Here is an 18,064-nt window from a genome sequence, read left to right on the forward strand (position 1 = left end):
TCTTTCCTTATATTCTGACCGGCTGGCCGGTACGCACGCTCTCGTCGGCGGCAAGGCAGATGCGCAGCGACGCCACCGCATCCGCCATATGGCGGTCGAGGTCCAGATCCTCGCGGATCGCCCTCAGTATGAAGGCCTGTTCGAGATCACAGAGCGCCTGATGGCCGGGTTCGCCTTCCATCGTCATGTCCTGGTCGGGTCGAATGAACTTGCCGTCCGGGCCGGTCTCGGCCGTGTGCAGCCGGATCACCGAGGTCTTGGTGTGCGTGTCGATATCGTCGGACTTAGCGTTCGGATCCATGACGATCGACACCGCGCCTTTCGGCGACATCACATCCTTCACGAAGAAGGCGGTTTCCGAGATCATCGGCCCCCAGCCGGCCTCGTACCAGCCGACGGAACCATCCTCGAACAGCACCTGCAGGTGACCGTAATTATACATGTCGGCAGCGATCTCTTCCGACATGCGCAGCCCCATGCCGCGCACCTCGACGGCTCTGGCGTCGGTGATCTGGCACATGACGTCGACATAATGCACGCCGCAATCGACGATCGGCGAGGTGGTACGCATCAGCGACTTGTGCGTCGCCCAGGTTGGGCCGCTGGACTGCTGGTTGAGGTTCATGCGGAAGACGTAAGGCGGGCCGAGCTTGCGCGCCTCCTCGATCAGCTTCATCCAGGAAGGGTGATGGCGAAGGATATAGCCGATCACCAGCTTGCGCCCGGCCTTCCCCGCTGCGGCGACGACGCGCTCGGCGTCGACGACCGTGGTCGCCAGCGGCTTTTCCACGAAGACATCACAGCCCGCCTCGAAGGCGGCGACCGCATAATCGGCGTGGCTGTCGGAATAGGTGTTGATCGAGCAGAGGTCCGGCTTCAGCGCGGCGAGCGCCGTCATGAAATCGGGATGGATCGTGTATTGCTCGAGTTCCGGCGCAAGCTGCGACGGCTTGGAACGGTTGACGAGACCGACGATCTCAAAGCCCGGATTGTTGTGATAGGCGAGCGCGTGGCTGCGGCCCATGTTGCCGAGGCCGGCAACGAGGACACGGATCGGCTTTTCGGATTGGCTCACTTGACGGCTCCTGACGTGATGCCGCGGATCAACTGCCGCGAGAAGATGACGTAGAGGACGAGGATCGGCAGGATCGCCAGCGACAGCGCCGCCAGCACCGCGTTCCAGTTGGTGACGAACTGGCCGATGAAGATCTGCGAGCCGAGCGTCACCGTCTTGGTGGCCTCGGAGGGTGCGAGGATCAGCGGGAACCAGAGATCGTTCCAGATCGGGATCATGGTGAAGACGGCGACCGTCGCCATGGCCGGGCGCACCAGCGGCAGCACCAGGCGGAAGAAGATCGCATATTCGGAAAGCCCGTCGATACGCCCGGCATTCTTCAGGTCGTCCGAAACCGTGCGCATGAATTCCGACAGGATGAAGATCGCCAGCGGTATGCCCTGCGCGGTATAGACGAGGATCAGCGCCGTCAGCGTATTGACGAGGCCGGCCGCCACCATGCCCTGCAGGATCGCCACCGTGCCGAGACGGATCGGGATCATGATGCCGATCGCCATGTAGAGCCCGAGCAGCATATTGCCGCGGAAGCGATACTCAGAGAGCGCAAAGGCCGCCATGGCGCCGAAGAGCAGCACCAGCAGGATCGAGACGATCGTGACGATGAAGCTGTTCTGGAAATAGATGGCGAAATCGCCCTGCCCGAGCACCGTCTGATAGCCGACGAGGCTGAAGGTCGACGGCGTCGGGATCATCAGCGGCTCGCGGAAGATCGAGGCACGATCCTTGAACGAGTTGACGATCGTCAGGAAGACAGGAAACAGCGCGACCAGCGTATAGGCGCTGAGCGCCAGATGCACGAGGCCGGTGCGGATGGGAGATGTGCGTGCCTTGGACATGCGCGCTCCTCAGAACTGGTAGCGACGCATGCGCCGCTGGATGACGAAGAGATAAAGCGAGACGCCGGCGAGAATGATGAGGAACATCACCGTGGCGATCGTCGCACCCATCGAGCGGTCGCCGAGCTGAAGCTGGAAGCCGAAGAAGGTGCGGTAAAGCAGCGTGCCGAGAATATCGGTCGACATGTCAGGCCCGGCAAGCGCGCCCTGCACGGTATAGATCAGGTCGAAGGCGTTGAAATTGCCGACGAAGGTCAGGATCGAGATGATGCCGATCGCCGGCAGGATGAGCGGCAGCTTGATTTTCCAGAACTGGGCCCAACCGGTGATGCCGTCGCATTCGGCCGCCTCGATCACCTCTTCGGGGATGCTGAGCAATGCGGCATAGATCAGCATCATCGGAATGCCGATATATTGCCAGTTCGAGATCAGCGACACGGCGATCAGCGCAGGACCGGATTGCCCGAGCCAGGGGGCGAAGGCCCACTTCATGCCGACCAGGCTCATCAGCCAGGGAGCGACACCCCAGATCGGCGAAAGGATGAGCTTCCAGATGAAGCCGACGATGACGAAGGAGAGTAGCGTCGGCAGGAACATCGCCGTGCGGTAGAAGGCAACGCCGCGCAGCTTCGGCACCGAAAGTAGGGCGGCAAGCGCCACGCCGATCGGGTTCTGCACGCACATGTGGATGGCAAAGAAGATCAGGTTGTTGACTAGCGCATTCCAGAAATCGCGCGCCCAGCGCGCATCGCCGAACAGCACCTTGAAATTCGCCAGTCCGACGAAGGCCGGCTGCCCATCGACCGTATTGTAGAGCGAAAGCCTGAGCGTTTCGATGAGCGGCAGCACCATGACAGCGGAATAGACGATCAGGGCCGGCAGCATGAAGACGAAGATGTGCCAGCGCACTGGGCGCCTGATCGGGACGATATCGACCGTGTCGGTTTCGCTCATGGCTTTTGCCTCTTCTTGTCGACTGACTGCAAGGGCAGCACAGGTGGAAAACGTTGCGCGTCACCCCAACTCTCTGCCACCTGGGAAAAGAGGGAACACGCCCTATTGAGACGCCATATTGGGCTGGGAGGTGAGTCTCCTTCTCCCCGCCAGCGGGGAGAAGGTGGCCGGCAGGCCGGATGAGGGGCTGCAAACGCCGCCCCTGATCACATCACTTGGCCGGCTTGTACCAGCTGTCGAGGCCCTTCTGGAGCTTTTCGGCAGCAACCGCAGGCGTATCCGTGCCGTTGATCACGTTGGCCGATTCGACCCAGGTCTCATTTTCAAGGTTCGGCGTGCCGCGTGACAGAATCTGGTAGGTCGAGCGCACCGTCGACTTGTACGGGCCGCGCCAGGAAACGAATTCCTGAGCGAGCGGATCGGACATCTTGACCGCGGTAGAGTTCAGGCTGAAGAAGCCCGGCAGCGAGTTGGCGTAGATATCGGCGAACTCCGGCGAAGCGACCCAGCTGAGGAACTTCTTGGCTTCTTCGGCATGGGTGCTCTTGGCATTCAGGGCGACACCGATATCCGGGTGGTCCGAGATGTAGCCCGTGTCACCTGCCTTCGGAACCGGTGGCGGGAAAGCACCCATCTTGAACTGAGTCTGGCTGTTGAACAGTGCGATTTCCCATGAACCGGCCGGATAGATCGCTGCACGACCGAGCGTGAACAGGTTCTGGCTATCGGAGTAGGTCTGGGCTTCGAAGCCGTCGCCGAGATAGGGCTTCCACTTGGCAAGCTCTTCAAAGGGCTTGACCCATTCCGGATCCGTCAGCTTCTGCTTTCCTTCGATCAGAGCCTTGCGCCCCTCTTCGCCCTTCCAGTAGTTGGGGCCGATGTTCTGGTAGCCCATGGTGGCGGCTTCCCAGAGATCCTTCGTACCCATGGCGAGCGGGATGTAGGTGCCGTCGGCCTTGATCTTGTCAAGCGCTGCGTAGAATTCGTCCTGGGTCTTCGGCACCGAGATGCCGAGTTTGTCGAAGGCATCCTTGTTGTAGATGAAGCCGTGGATGACCGAAGCCATCGGCACGCAGAAGGTCGACTTGCCGTCGTCGGTGCTCCAGGCGGCCTTGGCGACCGGCGAGAAGTTCTCCATGCCAGGCAGGCTGGTGATGTCAACGAGCTGCTTCTTGTTGAAGAGTTCGAGCGAGGCATCGAACGGACGGCAGGTGATGATATCGCCTGCGGAGCCGGCATCGAGCTTGGCGTTCAGCGAGGCGTTGTATTCGGTAGGCGCGGTCGGCGAGAAGACGACCTTGATGCCCGGGTTCTTCGCTTCGAAGGCCGGGATGATCTTTTCCTGCCAGATCTGCAGGTCGTCGTTACGCCAGCTTTCGACCGTTAGCGTGACGTCGGCTGCATGGACGAGGCCCGCTGAAGTCAGCAGACTGGAGGCAAGCAGCAAGCTTTTCAGAGCAGTGTTTTTCATTTCCCTCTCCTGTTTTAAACGCCGCTAGGCGCTGTTTTCGATCTGAAACAAGCAATTGGTGTGTCTGAGGCAACACCCAACGCCCCTTGGAGGACCGTCAGCAATGCCGATCCCGAAAGCTCGACGGACACGAAGGCGGACGCCTGCGGCCGAACTGCGCGCCTTCCCGGCTACACCGGGAGCGGCGAAATGATGGGGAAAGCCGATGGATGCCTGAGCTTCGCCACCAGCTTGACGGGCCGGTAGGTCGTTCTCTTGATCATCCTCGAAGCGGTTCCGGCTTGGCTTAACTGCCGATTTTCGTGGGCCTCGAAGTGCTGTTCCCTTGTTACCGAATTAAGGCCAAAAAAATACCAATTGTCCAGCCGAATTTAACTTTTTGGCCAGATAAAATCGATCTAAAAGTTTTATGAAGCAATATCAACATGATAAAAAGATGAATTTTCTCCATCATTCCCACTTGGTAAATGGTATTTTTTTGGTATTGTATTGAGAACCATGGGGAACGGCATATTCGGAGGCCCGATGACGGAGCTTGCAATCGGCATAGACGGCGGCGGAACGAGCTGCCGGGCCGCAGTCGCGGACAGGAACGGCAATGTCATCGGCCGCGGCAAAGCCGGCCCTGCCAACATTCTGTCGGATCTGGAAAACTCTCTTCTCAACATCATCGAATCCGCCCGGCAGGCGCTCGGCGATGCCGGGCTTGCCGCTGAAACCGTTTCCTCCGTCGCAGCCGTCGTCGGCGTCGCCGGCGCCAATGTCGGCGATTACGGCAGGCGAATCGAAAGGGCCCTGCCCTTTGCCGAAGGCCGCGTTGTCACCGATGCGCTGATCGCCCTGCAGGGCGCGCTCGGCGATGCCGACGGCATGGTCGGCGCCTTCGGCACCGGCTCGGTCTATAATGCCCGCAGGGATGGCCGGCTGAACGGCATCGGCGGCTGGGGTTTCGTTGTCGGCGACCAGGCAAGCGGTGCCCGTCTGGGCCGCGATCTCCTGGAACGATCGCTGCTCGCCCATGACGGGGTGCGCCCGGCATCGCCGATCACCAACGCGGTCATGACCGAATACGGCAACGATCCCGAGCGCATCGCCGAATTCGCCCACTCGGCAAGACCGAAGGATTTTGCCCGTTACGCCCCCACCGTCTTCGGACATGCGGCGAAGGGCGATGCCGTGGCAGTCGCCATCGTCACGGAGGCGGCAACGGCGATCGGCGAAAGTCTCGAAGCACTGCTCTGGCCCGAATGCCCGTCGATCTGCCTGCTCGGCGGTCTTGCCGAAGCTTATGAGTCGTGGCTTTCCGAACGTTACAAGCCTTTGCTTGCCAGACCGAAAGGCGACGCCCTGCAGGGCGCAGTGGAGCTTGCGGTCAAGCTCATGAACGACGGCCAGAGAGGTGCGGCATGACCGATGACCTCGCCTCCCTCCTTTCTCTGGAGCGCCTGCAGGCAGCCGGCACAGGGCCGCTATACGTCAAGCTGCGCCGCACGCTCGAAGCAGCCGTGCGCACCGGCACGCTTGGTCACGGCGATGCGCTGCCGCCGGAACGCGACATCGCCGAATTCGCCGCCGTCAGTCGCGTCACTGTCCGCAAGGCGATCGACGAACTCGTCGCCGACGGCCTGTTGGTGCGCCGTCACGGTTCGGGCACCTTCGTCGCCAAGCCGGTCTCCAAGGTCGAGCAGCGCCTGTCGCAGCTTACCTCCTTTACCGAGGATATGGCGCGCCGCGGCATGTCCTCGCGCTCCGAATGGCTGCATAAGGGCATCCACACCCCCTCGCCCGACGAGATGATGATCCTTGGCCTCGGTACCGACGTCAAGGTTTCGCGCCTCTCCCGTCTACGCATCGCCGACGACCAGCCGCTGGCGATAGAGAATGCTAGCGTCTCCGGCGAGTTCCTGCCCGATCCCGCAGCGGTCACCAATTCGCTCTATGCCGAGCTCGAACGCCTCCAGGTCCGCCCGGTGCGCGCGGTGCAGCGTATCTCGGCAACCAATATGAAGGAGGCCGACGCCCAGCTTCTCGGCGTCTCCGTCGGCGCGGCCGGCCTGTCGATCGAGCGTATCTCCTATCTGGGCTCCGGCCGCGCCGTCGAATTCACACGCTCGCTCTATCGCGGCGATGCCTATGATTTTGTCGCGGAACTGACGATTGCAGTGACGTAAGCCCTACCAGAAGCGGGCGATCCAGAGCTGATTTCCGACAAGATCATCGAAGATCGCATCGGCGGAGATAATCGGTATCCCATTCTGCATGGCGGTCGCGGCAAGAAGCCGGTCGAACGGATCGCGACGTGTCCAGTCCATCATGGCTGCGGTCAGACAGATTTCCGGTGTCAATGCCGCGGCAATGCCACCCTGTTCATGCAGCAGTTCCGGCAACCGGCCAATGAAAGGCTCCATCTCCGGCCATTTGCCGAGACGAACCGTCTGCCCGATTTCAAATAGCGATATTGGGCTGACGAAAATCGTCTCCGCTTTTTCGATCAGAGCAATTGCCTTGGCCGAGAGCCGCTCATCGCCGATCAGCGACCATGCCCAAGCATGGGTGTCGAGCAGGAGCGAGTTCACTCGCCCCCTTCCCAAGGCGCAAGCTCGTCCTGATCCATGGGCTCAAAAAAGTCGGGGCCATTTCCAACAACTTGTCCCTTGAGCAGCCCGATCTTGAAGGAAGACTGCACAATCGGAATGATCTTCACGACAGGCTTGCGTCCCTTAGCGATCACCACTTCCTCACCGGAAAGGGCAGCGTCGATCAATTTCGACAGATTGGTCTTTGCGGCATGGATGGTAACTTGCATCGTCGCCCTCGTTAGCTAACTTGGCTAAGCATACCACCTCATCGTCAATTGCGCTATCAAAATCAAATAGCCTGAATGCGGGTAATTATGAGCCGCATCAAAATCATAAAAGCCGGGAGGTGAACCCCTTCCGGCTTTTCATTTATTGAATCAATCTCTGAGGACGCCGCCATAGAACAGGATGATTTTAGGCCGGGTCGGCCTAAAATCTGTTCTACATTATAGTTAGAGCATGATGTCGTCCGAAAACCGCTCACACTTTTCGGCATCATGCTCTAAGCGACCGCGAAGACTCGGCAATCAGGCCGCGTCGTCGATCTGCTCGTCCGCCTTGCGCGGCACATAGTTCAGCACCGGTCCGAGCCAGCGCTCGACTTCAGACACCGCCATCTGCTTGCGCGCCGCATAGTCTTCCACCTGATCGCGCTCCACCTTGGCGACGCCGAAATAATAGGAGTCGGGATGGCCGATATAGAGGCCGGAGACCGAGGAACCGGGCCACATCGCATAGCTTTCCGTCAGCTTCACGCCGGCTGCTTTTTCGGCGTCGAGCAGTTTGAACAGTGTTGCCTTTTCGGTGTGGTCGGGCTGGGCGGGATAACCCGGCGCCGGGCGAATGCCGGCATAGGCTTCGGTGATGAGATCCTCCTTGCTGAGCGTCTCGTCCTTGGCATAGCCCCAGTATTCGCGTCGCACCTGCTCGTGCATGCGCTCGGCAAAAGCTTCGGCGAAGCGGTCGGCCAGCGCTTTGACGAGGATCGAGGAATAATCGTCGTTCGCCCGCTCGAAACGCTCGGCGATGGCGATTTCCTCGATGCCGGCCGTCACCACGAAGCCGCCGACATAATCCTGAACACCGCTTGTGACAGGTGCCACGAAGTCAGAGAGCGCCACGTTCGGCCGCCCGTCCCGCTTCGAAAGCTGCTGGCGCAGCGTATAGAAGGTCTCAAGCTCGTGTTTCCGGCTCTCGTCCGTGAACAGCCGGATATCGTCGCCGACGGCGCCGGCCGGCCAGAAGCCGATGACGGCGCGCGGACGGAACCACTTTTCGTCGATGATCTTCTTCAGCATTGCCTGCGCATCGGCCCAGAGCGCGCGCGCCGCCTCGCCCTGCTTCTCGTCGTCGAGAATGGCCGGGTACCGGCCGCGCAGCTCCCAGGTCTGGAAGAACGGCGTCCAGTCGATGTATTTGGCAAGCTCGGCCAGATCGTAATCCTCGAACACCCGCGTGCCGAAGAACTGCGGCTTCACCGGCTGGTAGGCAGACCAGTCGATCTTGTGGGCATTCTCACGAGCCCGGGGTAACGGCAGGCGCACCTTCTCGGCCTCGCTGCGCGCATGGGCGGCCGCCACCTTGGCATATTCAGTGCGGATATCGTCGACATAGTTCTGGCGCATTTCCGGCGACAGCAGTGCGGAGACGACGCCGACGGCGCGGCTCGCATCGGTGACGTAGACCGTCTGACCCTTGTTGTAGCCGGGATGGATCTTCACGGCCGTATGCACACGGCTGGTCGTCGCCCCGCCGATCAACAGCGGGATCTCGAAACCCTGCCGCTCCATCTCGGCGGCGACATGCACCATCTCGTCGAGCGACGGCGTGATCAGGCCGGAGAGGCCGATGACATCGACCTTCTCGGCAATGGCCGTTTCGAGGATCTTCGTCGCCGGCACCATGACGCCGAGGTCAACGATCTCGTAATTGTTGCAGGCAAGCACGACGCCGACGATGTTCTTGCCGATATCGTGCACGTCGCCCTTGACCGTCGCCATCAGGATCTTGCCGGCCGACCGGCGTTCCTCGCCGCCATTGAGGCGCTTTTCCTCTTCCATGTAGGGCAGCAGCACGGCCACCGCCTGCTTCATCACGCGCGCCGACTTGACCACCTGCGGCAGGAACATCTTGCCCGAGCCGAACAGGTCACCGACGACGTTCATGCCGGCCATCAGCGGCCCTTCGATGACGTGCAGCGGCCGCGCGGCCTGCTGGCGCGCCTCCTCGGTATCGGCCTCGATATATTCGGTGATGCCGTTGACCAGCGCATGCTCGAGACGCTTCTCGACGCTCCATTCGCGCCAGGAAAGATCCTGGACGCGGCCTTCGCGTGCGGCGCCGCCACGGAATTTCTCCGCCACTTCGAGCAGCCGCTCGGTTCCGTCGGGACGGCGGTTCAGCACCACGTCCTCGCAGGCCTCGCGCAGCTCGGGATCGATGTTGTCGTAGACGGCAAGCTGGCCGGCATTGACGATACCCATGTCCATACCAGCCTGGATGGCGTGGTAGAGGAATACGGCGTGCATCGCCTCGCGCACCGGCTCGTTGCCGCGGAACGAGAAGGACAGGTTGGAGACACCGCCCGAAATATGCACCAGCGGCATGCGCTGGCGGATCGTCCGCGTCGCCTCGATGAAATCGACACCGTAGTTGTTGTGCTCTTCGATGCCGGTCGCGACCGCAAAGATGTTCGGGTCGAAAATGATGTCCTCGGGCGGGTAGCCGATCTTGTCGGTCAGCAGCTTGTAGGCGCGCGTGCAGATTTCCACCTTGCGCTCATAGCTGTCAGCCTGTCCCGTCTCGTCGAAGGCCATGACGACGACGGCAGCGCCGTAATTATGCAGCAGCCGCGCCTGGGCGAGGAAATTCTCCTCGCCTTCCTTCAGCGAGATCGAATTGACGATCGGCTTGCCCTGGACGCGCTTCAGGCCGGATTCGATGATCGAGAATTTCGACGAGTCGATCATGACAGGCACACGGGCGATGTCAGGCTCGGCGGCGATCAAGTTGAGGAACTCGACCATCGCCTTTTCGGAATCGATCAGACCCTCGTCCATGTTGATGTCGATCACCTGCGCGCCGTTCTCGACCTGATCGCGGGCAACATCGAGCGCTGCGGTGAAATCGCCGTTGGTGATCAGCTTGCGGAAGCGGGCTGAGCCGGTGACGTTGGTTCGCTCGCCGACATTGACGAACGGGATGTCCTTCGTCAGTTCGAAAGGTTCGAGACCCGACAGCGACATGAAGGGGCGATGCTCGGGGATCGGCCGTGGCTTGTACTTCGCAACGGTCTCGGCGATCGCCTTGATATGCTCCGGCGTCGAGCCGCAGCAGCCGCCGACGATGTTGACGAGGCCCTCGCGAGCGAAGCCGTCGATCTGCGCCGCCATCAGCTCCGGCGTTTCGTCATACTGGCCGAATTCGTTTGGCAGGCCGGCATTCGGATAGGCGCAGATGAAGGTGTCGGCAACACCCGAAAGCTCCTGCAGATGCGGGCGCATCGCATTGGCGCCGAGCGCGCAGTTGAGCCCGATCGTGAAGGGATTGGCATGGCGCACCGAATTCCAGAAGGCCGACGGCGTCTGACCAGACAGCGTGCGGCCGGAAAGATCGGTGATCGTGCCCGAAATCATCACCGGCAGGCGCACGCCCTTGGCCTCGAAGCGCTCCTCGCAGGCGAAGATCGCAGCCTTGGCGTTCAGCGTGTCGAAGATCGTCTCGATCAGGATGATATCGGCGCCGCCGTCGATCAGACCGTCGATCTGCTCGCCATAGGCGGAACGCAGATCGTCGAAGGTGACGGCGCGGAAACCGGGATTGTTGACATCGGGCGAGATCGAGGCGGTGCGGTTGGTCGGTCCGATGGCGCCGGCAACGAAACGGCGGCGGCCATCCTCGCGCTCGGCGCGCTGTGCCGCCCGGCGCACGATCTCCGCACCTTCCTTGTTGAGGTCGTAGACCGCACCTTCCATCTCGTAATCTGCCTGCGCGATGCGGGTCGAAGAGAAGGTGTTGGTCTCGAGAATATCGGCGCCGGCTTTGGCGTATCTGTAATGGATCTCTTCGATCGCATCCGGCTGGGTCAGGATCAAAAGGTCGTTATTGCCCTTCTGATGACAGGCGCAGCCGATGAAGCGCGTCCCGCGAAACTGGTCTTCATCATAGCCGAGCCCCTGGATCTGCGTGCCCATGGCGCCGTCGAGAACAAGGATGCGCTCGCTCGCGGCTTGTTTCAAAGCTGCGAAAACTTCACTGCCGTCACGTTTGCCCGTTTCCGGACCAAAGAGATTGTCAAACACGGGAGGGCTCCTTGACGTCGTAGTATCAGACTTCCTGATCACATAAAGATATCTTTATGTCAATATATGCCTGTCGATTTCGTGACTTTGCAATTCTCGCCCGATGACAGACTCGCACGACGCCTATATAGGCGTTTACAACGCTTTGTGCACGAAATCGGAGGAGCATCATGGCACCCGCAACTGGCAACGCCGTGCTTGGAAACTGGACGACCCGCGCCTATCACCGCGGCTGGCTGCTGAACCAAGCGAACGGTCTCTTCGATTTCTTCCAGCACAATTCGGTCAATCCCAAGGGCGGCTTTTACGATCTCGACGACGAAGGTAGGCCTCTCGACGCCGAGGGCCAGGTTCGCGGCATCCATATCGCGGCGCGCGCCGTGCATTGCTTCTCGATCGGCGCCTTGCTCGGCCGCCCCGGCGCTGCCGATGTCGTCGACCACGGTATGAACTATATCTGGAACCATCATCGCGACCGGAAAAACGGCGGTTATTTCTGGTCGCTCAACAATGACGGTCCTATTGATTCCAACAAGCAGGGCTATGGGCATGCTTTCGTGTTGCTCGCCGCCTCATCGGCAAAGACGATCAGTCATCCGCTTGCCGACGGCATGCTCGCCGACATCACCGACATCCTCAACACGAAGTTCTGGGAAGCCAAACACGGCGCGATCGCCGAGGAATTCACCGCCGACTGGCAGCCGCTCGATGGCGGCGCCTATCGCGGCCAGAACTCCAACATGCACCTGACCGAAGCGCTGATGGCGGCCTTCGAAGCCACCGGCGTCCGGGAATACCTGACCAAGGCCGAAAGCATTGCCGATCTCGTCATCCGCCGCGCCGCCGGTTCGGTCGACTGGCGCGTCGCCGAACATTTCGACGCCAAATGGAATCTCGACAAGACTTACTATCATCCGAACGAAATGTTCCGCCCGGCCGGCACGACGCCCGGCCACTGGCTGGAATGGGCCCGCCTCATCCTGCAGCTTTGGGCGCTCGGCGGCAACCGGATCGAATGGATGCCGGATGCAGCCAAGGCCCTCTTTGCCCAATCCATGGCGCTCGGCTGGGACAACGACAAGGGCGGCTTCTTCTATACGCTCGATTGGGACGACAAGCCCGCCAAGCGCAACAAGCTCTGGTGGCCGGCTTGCGAAGGTGCGGCTGCTGCACATTTCCTCAACGAGCACCTGCCGAGCGATTTCCATGAAGAGAGCTATCGCAAGATCTGGAACGTGATCGAGCGCGCCTTCATGGACCACAAGAACGGCGGCTGGCACGAGGAACTGACGGAGGATCTCGTTCCCTCTCATTCGCTCTTCCCCGGCAAGGGCGATATCTATCACGCGCTGCAGGCCTGCCTCATCCCGCTCTTCCCGGCTACGGGCAGCCTGACAAAGGGCATCACTGAGGCTGGCGGCGGGATCTAAGGCCGGAGATCAGTAACCCGGCGCCGGCAGCTCGGCGTTCGGGTTTCGCTGGAACCACTCGACATCCTCGTTGACGCGATCGAGTTCGTCCTGCACGTCGCGCTGGTCGCGGCGGATATCGTGCAGGTCGTCCTCCAGATCCCTGATCCGCCGGCGCAGCTCCGACCTTTCGTCGTCTTTTGCATCCCTGAGCTTGTCGGAAAGCTCATCGATGCCTGTCTCTTTGAAACTATAGTCGTTCTGCATCGAGCTGAGGCGCGCCTGCAGCTCGTGCTGCTTGCTGCCGAGACCGAAGCCGCGCAGGAAGCCGGGCGCGGTCTCCGGCGGGCAGACATTGGCGTAGCCGCTGCCCGCCTGGCCGCGCGCAAGCCCGCTAAGCGGCGTGCAGTAGCGCACCAGGCCAGCCTGATACCCCTGAAACCAGATCGTCTGATCGGGCACGATCTTGACCCGCTCGCAGGATTTCGCATGTGCGGCGAAGCGCTGTTGCGGCTCGTGGCCTGCTGCACCGTCGCTCTCGCCGATCACCCGCCAGTCGGCAGCGACGCATTCCTCCTTGGACAGCGTGTTGCAGGAGGCAAGGAAAAGGCCGAAGCCGATGGTGGCGGCAAGCGCAAGAAACAAGCGGATCATGGCGTCCCGGGTAAGATGAGGAGTGCGACGCCGCAGATTAGCCGCAGGACAAGCTCGCGTCACCGGCACGGCGACGCGAATTTGTAGTTTTCATGGCTTTTTTCTGTCAAAATTACGGCGGGAGACCGCATCAGAGCAGCGGGGCCAGCCGCAGCGTATCCAGATCCTTGGCAAGCATCAGCGCCAGCGCCTCGACCGCGAGATTGTGGTCGTCACGCTGCGGCAATCCTGAGACGGTGACCGCGCCGATGCAACCGGTGCCCTTGACGTTGATCGGGAAACTGCCGCCATGCGGCGCATAGTCGGCACCGGAAAGCCCGTTATCCTCGACCGTCTTGCCGTCCCTCTGCAACTTCAGACCGGAGGCATAGCTGCTGCGGAAATAACGCAGCACCATGTTACGCTTGCGGCGGACCCAATTGACGTTATCGGGCGTCACACCCGGGAGGGCAGCATAGAAAACGGGCATCGAATGCAGGGTCACGTCGATCGCGATACCGAGGCCGCGCTCGGTGGCGAGTTCCTGCAGGAGTTTGCCGAGCTGCCATGCCGTCGTCAGGTCGAAGGCGTCGAAGCTCAGCACTTTCTCCTGCTCCACGATCCGGCTGAGATCGTCCTCGATTGTCATGATAAGCGTTCCTCTTGCGCGATGATCCGTGCAGACCATTCTCGCGGGGAGCAAAAAAGTAAAGCAAAAACTTGGGCCTACCGCTGGAGCAATTCCAGCAAAACTGCGCGGCGGTTTTGCGTCCGGAATTGCGCGAAGACAAAGAGATGGAGCATTTTCGTGACTCGAAGAAAACGGAAATGCTCTTCGTCAGAGCTTCGGCGTCAGCATCTCGAAAACGGTCACAGGACCGGCGAGAAACCGCTCATCGCCCCGATGAAGGGTTTCGGCAGCGGCGAGGCATAGGAGCCGCGCTTGCTGGTGGAAAGTCCGAGCGACACCAGCGCTTCGGCCTGCTTGACGGCGGCGGCGACGCCGTCGACGACGGGCACGCCGTAGATTTCCTGCAGTTCGCGCGCCAGATCGGTCATGCCGGCACAACCGAGCACGATCGCCTCGGCGCCATCTTCCAAAAGCGCCCGCTCGATCTCGGCCCTAAGCTTGCCGATCGCGCCCGAGCCTGCATCTTCCAGCTCCAGCACCGGGATGTCGGAGGCGCGCACCTTGGCGCGGTCGCCCATTCCGTAGCGGCGCACCAGATTGTCGATCAGCACCCGCGAGCGCTCCAGCGTCGTCACCACGGTGAAGCGCTGCGCCAGGAAGCCCGCCGTCACCACGGCGGATTCGCAAAGCCCGAGGATCGGCACATCGGAAAAGGTTCGCGCCGCTTCGAGCCCGGTATCGTCGAAACAGGCGATAACAGCCGCGTCATAATCCACACCCTGCCGCTCCTTGAGTTCGGCGAGCAGGCCGGGGATCGCTAAGGCCCCGTCGTAATGCCCCTCGATGGAAACCGGCCCCATGCGCGAGGTGGCCGCGATGATCTCCGTGCCGGATGCCGCCACCGCCCGCGCAGCGGTCGCGGCCTTCTCGGTCATGGAGGCCGTGGTGTTCGGATTGACGATGAGGATGCGCATGTCAGTTTATCTTTGCCTGCCGCCGGCTGAGCATCGTCATGATGCCGAGCGCGAGGAGAATGATGGTGAAGGAAAACAGCGTCGTCACCGTGCCGAGCGCATAGAGCACCGGCGTCGTGACATTGGTGGTCATGCCGTAGATTTCGAGCGGCAACGTATTGTAGGTGCCTGATGTCATCAGCGTGCGGGCGAATTCGTCATAGGAGAGCGTGAAGCCGAACAGTCCGACGCCGACGAGGCTCGGGGCGATCATCGGCAACACGACATGGCGGAACGTCTGCCAGGAGCTGGCGCCGAGGTCGCGCGCCGCCTCTTCATAGGCCGGCGAAAAGCGGTTGAAGACGGCAAACATGATCAGCACGCCAAAGGGCAGCGTCCAGGTGAGATGCGCGCCGAAGGCCGACGAATACCAAGCGGGTTTGAGCCCTCCCTCCTGGAAGACGACACCGATGCCGAGCGAGATGATGATCGACGGCACGACGAGACTTGCGACCGTGGCATAGAACAGCGCCGTCGAACCGCGAAAACGGCGGCGGAAAGCAAGGCCGGCGAGCAGAGAGACGACGACAGTCACCGCCATCACCATCAGTCCGAGGGTGAAGGAGCGGCGGAACGAGGCGCCGAAATCGCCGACCGCCTGCTTCTCGAATAGGTTGAAGAACCAGTGCGTGGAAACACCGTTCATCGGGAAGGTCAGGCCGCCATCCGGCCCCTGGAAGGAGAGGATCAGGATCGCCGATAGCGGCCCGTAGAGGAACAGCACGAAGATGATGAAGAAGAGCGCCAGCAGGTAGAATTCCAGGCCGCGTTTTTCGTGGCTCATCTCAAAGCTCCTTGCGGATATCGACGATGCGCAGGATGGCCGCGACCATCAACAGCACGACTGCGAGCAGCACCACGGCATTGGCGGCAGCGGCCGGATATTGCAGCAGCGACATCTGGTTCTTCATCATCAGCGCCACCGAGGCGCTCTGGCCGCCGGACATTACCTGCACCGTCGAAAAGTCGGCCATCACAAGCGTAACGACGAAGATCGTGCCGATCGCCATGCCGGGTTTGGCAAGCGGGAAGACGACATTCCACAACACCTGCCAGCCGGAGGCGCCGGCATCACGCGCCGCCTCGAACAGCGACCGGTCGATGCGCATCAGCGTATTGAAGATCGGCGTCACCATGAACAGCGTATAGAGATGCACCATGGCAAGCACGACGGCGAAATCGGAATAGAGCAGCCATTCGATCGGCTGCGGGATGATGCCCATCTTGATCAGCGTCGAGTTGACGAGGCCGTTGCGCCCGAGCACCGGGATCCACGAGATCATGCGGATGATGTTCGACGTCATGAACGGCACGGTGCAGACCAGGAAGAGGATCATCTGCGTCGATGTCTTGCGGATGTGAAAGGCCAGGAAATAGGCGACCCAGAAACCGATGACGAGCGTCAGCGCCCAGACGATCGCGGTGAATTTCAGCGTGTTAAGATAGATCTTCCACGTCACCCACGAACCGAGCGTGTCGGTGTAGTTCATCGTCAGGAAGTCGGGATAGAGACCGGCAAAGTCGTAGTCCCAGAAGCTGACGACCGCGATCATGGCGATCGGCAGCAGGAAGAACAAGCCGAGAATGACGAACAGCGGCGTCGCCTGGAGATAGGATATCGCCGATGGGGAAAGCTTCAGTCCGCGCCCGCCGCGCGCGCCCTGGCCGTCCTCCTCCGTTTCCGCTGCGATGGTCGCCATCCTTTGCCCTTTCGTTCGTCGAAGTAATGAAAGGAGGGATCATCAAAGACCCCTCCCCAACGCTCCCCACAAGGGGGAGGGAAAGTTTTGCCGCACCCTCGCTGGGCTCCCTCCCCCTTGTGGGGAGGGTTGGGGAGGGGAAGGCGACAACGCCTACTTGGCCTTAAGCAGCGATAAACTCGTTCCAACGGCGGACCATGTAGCGGTCTTCGTCCATCACCGAGTTCCAGCAGGCGACCGCACCCATGCGGGCTTCGAAGGAGCCGCCGTCGCGAACGGCGCCGGCCTTCTCCATGACCTTGCCCTCAGGCGACATGATGTCGCCGGTTGCAGGCTTGCCCTCGATCCAGTAGCCCCACTCGTCCGCCGTCATGAAGTTCTTGGCGGTGTCCATGCAGGCGGAATAGTAACCCTGGCGGTTGAGATAGCCGCCGACCCAGCCCGATGTGTACCAGTTGATGTATTCATAGGCGGCGTCGAGCTGCGCGCCCTTGAGGTGCGAAGCAAGGCCGAGACCGCCGCCCCAGGCGCGATAGCCTTCCTTGAGCGGCTGATACTTGCAGGCGATGCCCTTGGAGCGGACGGCGGCGACGGCCGGCGACCACATCGACTGGATGACGACTTCGCCCGACGCCATCAGGTTCACCGACTCGTCAAAGCTCTTCCAGAAGGCGCGGAACTGGCCGTCGCCCTTGGCCTTGATCAGGAATTCGATCGTCTTGTCGATCTCTTCCTTGGTCATGTTGCCCTTGTCGGCATATTTGATGTTGCCGAGCGCTTCCATGATCATCGCGGCATCCATGATACCGATCGACGGAATATTGAGGATTGAGGTCTTGCCCTTGAACTTCGGATCCATGATGTCGGCCCAGCTGGTGATGTCGCGGCCGACGAGATCGGGGCGAATACCGAGCGTGTCGGCATTGTAGATGGTCGGAACCATCGTCATCCACTGCGTCGCTTCCTTGGCGAACTTCTTGGAATCCTGCGCTTCGACGAAGCCGACCGTGTGCGGCGCCGTGCCTTGAGCGATAACGCTCTCCGGCTTCAGCTTGCCGTTGATGAACAGCGGTACGATCTTGTCGTAATATTTCAGCTTCTTGACGTCCATCGGCTGCATGACGCCGGTCGGGAACACCTTCTTGGCGATCCAGTATTCGATGTCGGCAATGTCGTAGCTGTCGGGTTGGGTGACGGCGCGCTGGGCGGCGGCGTCTGAATCGGTCGCCGTCATCTCCAGCGTGATGCCAAGATCGGCCTTGCACTTCTCGGCGATGGCATTGATGTTCGAAACGCCGGTGCCGAACTGGCGAAGCGTGATGTTCGTCTGGGCCCAGATGGTGGGAAAGCCGGTGATGGCGCCGGAACCTGCGATGGCGCCGACGGCGGCAGCCCCCGTCTTCAGCAGCGCGCGGCGGGAAAGGCCTTTCTCCGCCTTGGTCGATGTCGTTTCAGTCGTCAT

General features: G+C 61.1%; 16 protein-coding genes. 3 read left to right on the forward strand and 13 right to left on the reverse strand.

The annotated features are described in order from the left end of the window. Window positions 1-7 precede the first annotated feature (7 nt). The 4 genes from HFO99_RS29245 to HFO99_RS29260 form a co-directional block, all read right to left on the reverse strand. On the reverse strand, window positions 8-1,075 hold the full coding sequence (locus HFO99_RS29245; RefSeq protein ID WP_222365157.1) for a Gfo/Idh/MocA family protein: 1,068 nt from the start codon (window positions 1,073-1,075) through the stop codon (window positions 8-10). Then, window positions 1,072-1,911, reverse strand: coding sequence for a carbohydrate ABC transporter permease (locus tag HFO99_RS29250; protein ID WP_017965151.1), 840 nt, complete (start codon window positions 1,909-1,911; stop codon window positions 1,072-1,074). Before HFO99_RS29250 ends, HFO99_RS29245 begins: the two co-directional genes overlap by 4 nt. 9 nt (window positions 1,912-1,920) lie before the next feature. Then, window positions 1,921-2,865: a carbohydrate ABC transporter permease gene (locus HFO99_RS29255; protein ID WP_222247056.1), complete on the reverse strand. Its 945-nt coding sequence runs from the start codon at window positions 2,863-2,865 to the stop codon at window positions 1,921-1,923. A 211-nt stretch (window positions 2,866-3,076) separates the two neighbouring features. Beyond that, entirely contained in the window at window positions 3,077-4,336 is a 1,260-nt protein-coding gene (locus HFO99_RS29260) for an ABC transporter substrate-binding protein (RefSeq protein WP_222365159.1), read from the reverse strand. Window positions 4,337-4,861: 525 nt separating this feature from the next. Here HFO99_RS29260 and HFO99_RS29265 point away from each other — a divergent pair. Beyond that, entirely contained in the window at window positions 4,862-5,746 is an 885-nt protein-coding gene (locus HFO99_RS29265; RefSeq protein ID WP_222365161.1) for a BadF/BadG/BcrA/BcrD ATPase family protein, read from the forward strand. Continuing rightward, complete coding sequence (locus tag HFO99_RS29270) at window positions 5,743-6,507, forward strand: GntR family transcriptional regulator (protein ID WP_222331478.1); 765 nt, start codon at window positions 5,743-5,745, stop codon at window positions 6,505-6,507. The genes HFO99_RS29265 and HFO99_RS29270 overlap by 4 nt, the downstream gene beginning before the upstream one ends. Before the next feature lie 3 nt (window positions 6,508-6,510). On the opposite strand, the gene HFO99_RS29275 is transcribed toward HFO99_RS29270, so the two are convergent. The 3 genes from HFO99_RS29275 to metH form a co-directional block, all read right to left on the reverse strand. Next, window positions 6,511-6,912: a type II toxin-antitoxin system VapC family toxin gene (locus tag HFO99_RS29275; RefSeq protein ID WP_222365163.1), complete on the reverse strand. Its 402-nt coding sequence runs from the start codon at window positions 6,910-6,912 to the stop codon at window positions 6,511-6,513. After that, on the reverse strand, window positions 6,909-7,142 hold the full coding sequence (locus tag HFO99_RS29280; RefSeq protein WP_017965157.1) for a type II toxin-antitoxin system Phd/YefM family antitoxin: 234 nt from the start codon (window positions 7,140-7,142) through the stop codon (window positions 6,909-6,911). The genes HFO99_RS29275 and HFO99_RS29280 overlap by 4 nt, the downstream gene beginning before the upstream one ends. Before the next feature lie 300 nt (window positions 7,143-7,442). Further along, entirely contained in the window at window positions 7,443-11,216 is a 3,774-nt protein-coding gene (gene metH, locus HFO99_RS29285) for a methionine synthase (protein ID WP_222365165.1), read from the reverse strand. 170 nt (window positions 11,217-11,386) lie between these two features. Between metH and HFO99_RS29290 the strand changes: the two genes are divergently transcribed. Then, window positions 11,387-12,646 carry an AGE family epimerase/isomerase gene (locus tag HFO99_RS29290; protein ID WP_222365167.1) on the forward strand — a complete coding sequence of 420 codons (1,260 nt, stop codon included), beginning with the start codon at window positions 11,387-11,389 and terminating at the stop codon, window positions 12,644-12,646. Window positions 12,647-12,655: 9 nt separating this feature from the next. Here HFO99_RS29290 and HFO99_RS29295 read toward each other — a convergent pair whose 3' ends face one another. The 6 genes from HFO99_RS29295 to HFO99_RS29320 form a co-directional block, all read right to left on the reverse strand. Beyond that, window positions 12,656-13,279: a DUF2799 domain-containing protein gene (locus HFO99_RS29295; RefSeq protein WP_222365169.1), complete on the reverse strand. Its 624-nt coding sequence runs from the start codon at window positions 13,277-13,279 to the stop codon at window positions 12,656-12,658. Between the two features lie 130 nt (window positions 13,280-13,409). Beyond that, window positions 13,410-13,907 carry a heme-degrading domain-containing protein gene (locus tag HFO99_RS29300; protein WP_222365170.1) on the reverse strand — a complete coding sequence of 166 codons (498 nt, stop codon included), beginning with the start codon at window positions 13,905-13,907 and terminating at the stop codon, window positions 13,410-13,412. 221 nt (window positions 13,908-14,128) lie between these two features. Beyond that, window positions 14,129-14,863: an aspartate/glutamate racemase family protein gene (locus tag HFO99_RS29305; RefSeq protein WP_168323525.1), complete on the reverse strand. Its 735-nt coding sequence runs from the start codon at window positions 14,861-14,863 to the stop codon at window positions 14,129-14,131. A gap of 1 nt (window position 14,864) precedes the next feature. Continuing rightward, on the reverse strand, window positions 14,865-15,686 hold the full coding sequence (locus HFO99_RS29310; protein ID WP_151519562.1) for an ABC transporter permease: 822 nt from the start codon (window positions 15,684-15,686) through the stop codon (window positions 14,865-14,867). Between the two features lies 1 nt (window position 15,687). Next, window positions 15,688-16,602 (reverse strand): ABC transporter permease, encoded by a 915-nt coding sequence (locus tag HFO99_RS29315; protein WP_168323524.1) that lies wholly within the window; start codon window positions 16,600-16,602, stop codon window positions 15,688-15,690. 163 nt (window positions 16,603-16,765) lie between these two features. Beyond that, on the reverse strand, window positions 16,766-18,064 hold the full coding sequence (locus tag HFO99_RS29320) for a PotD/PotF family extracellular solute-binding protein (protein ID WP_222365172.1): 1,299 nt from the start codon (window positions 18,062-18,064) through the stop codon (window positions 16,766-16,768).

The organism is Rhizobium leguminosarum (genome assembly GCF_019798305.1).
GTDB lineage: Bacteria > Pseudomonadota > Alphaproteobacteria > Rhizobiales > Rhizobiaceae > Rhizobium > Rhizobium leguminosarum_U.

What these genes read in the sequence shown, in the direction of transcription:
- HFO99_RS29250 (WP_017965151.1), bottom strand. Translation starts at nt 1,911, where the DNA reads ATGTCCAAGGCACGCACATCTCCCATCCGCACCGGCCTCGTGCATCTG.
- HFO99_RS29255 (WP_222247056.1), bottom strand. Translation starts at nt 2,865, where the DNA reads ATGAGCGAAACCGACACGGTCGATATCGTCCCGATCAGGCGCCCAGTG.
- HFO99_RS29260 (WP_222365159.1), bottom strand. Translation starts at nt 4,336, where the DNA reads ATGAAAAACACTGCTCTGAAAAGCTTGCTGCTTGCCTCCAGTCTGCTG.
- HFO99_RS29265 (WP_222365161.1), top strand. Translation starts at nt 4,862, where the DNA reads ATGACGGAGCTTGCAATCGGCATAGACGGCGGCGGAACGAGCTGCCGG.
- HFO99_RS29270 (WP_222331478.1), top strand. Translation starts at nt 5,743, where the DNA reads ATGACCGATGACCTCGCCTCCCTCCTTTCTCTGGAGCGCCTGCAGGCA.
- HFO99_RS29280 (WP_017965157.1), bottom strand. Translation starts at nt 7,142, where the DNA reads ATGCAAGTTACCATCCATGCCGCAAAGACCAATCTGTCGAAATTGATC.
- HFO99_RS29290 (WP_222365167.1), top strand. Translation starts at nt 11,387, where the DNA reads ATGGCACCCGCAACTGGCAACGCCGTGCTTGGAAACTGGACGACCCGC.
- HFO99_RS29295 (WP_222365169.1), bottom strand. Translation starts at nt 13,279, where the DNA reads ATGATCCGCTTGTTTCTTGCGCTTGCCGCCACCATCGGCTTCGGCCTT.
- HFO99_RS29300 (WP_222365170.1), bottom strand. Translation starts at nt 13,907, where the DNA reads ATGACAATCGAGGACGATCTCAGCCGGATCGTGGAGCAGGAGAAAGTG.
- HFO99_RS29305 (WP_168323525.1), bottom strand. Translation starts at nt 14,863, where the DNA reads ATGCGCATCCTCATCGTCAATCCGAACACCACGGCCTCCATGACCGAG.
- HFO99_RS29310 (WP_151519562.1), bottom strand. Translation starts at nt 15,686, where the DNA reads ATGAGCCACGAAAAACGCGGCCTGGAATTCTACCTGCTGGCGCTCTTC.
- HFO99_RS29315 (WP_168323524.1), bottom strand. Translation starts at nt 16,602, where the DNA reads ATGGCGACCATCGCAGCGGAAACGGAGGAGGACGGCCAGGGCGCGCGC.
- HFO99_RS29320 (WP_222365172.1), bottom strand. Translation starts at nt 18,064, where the DNA reads ATGACGACTGAAACGACATCGACCAAGGCGGAGAAAGGCCTTTCCCGC.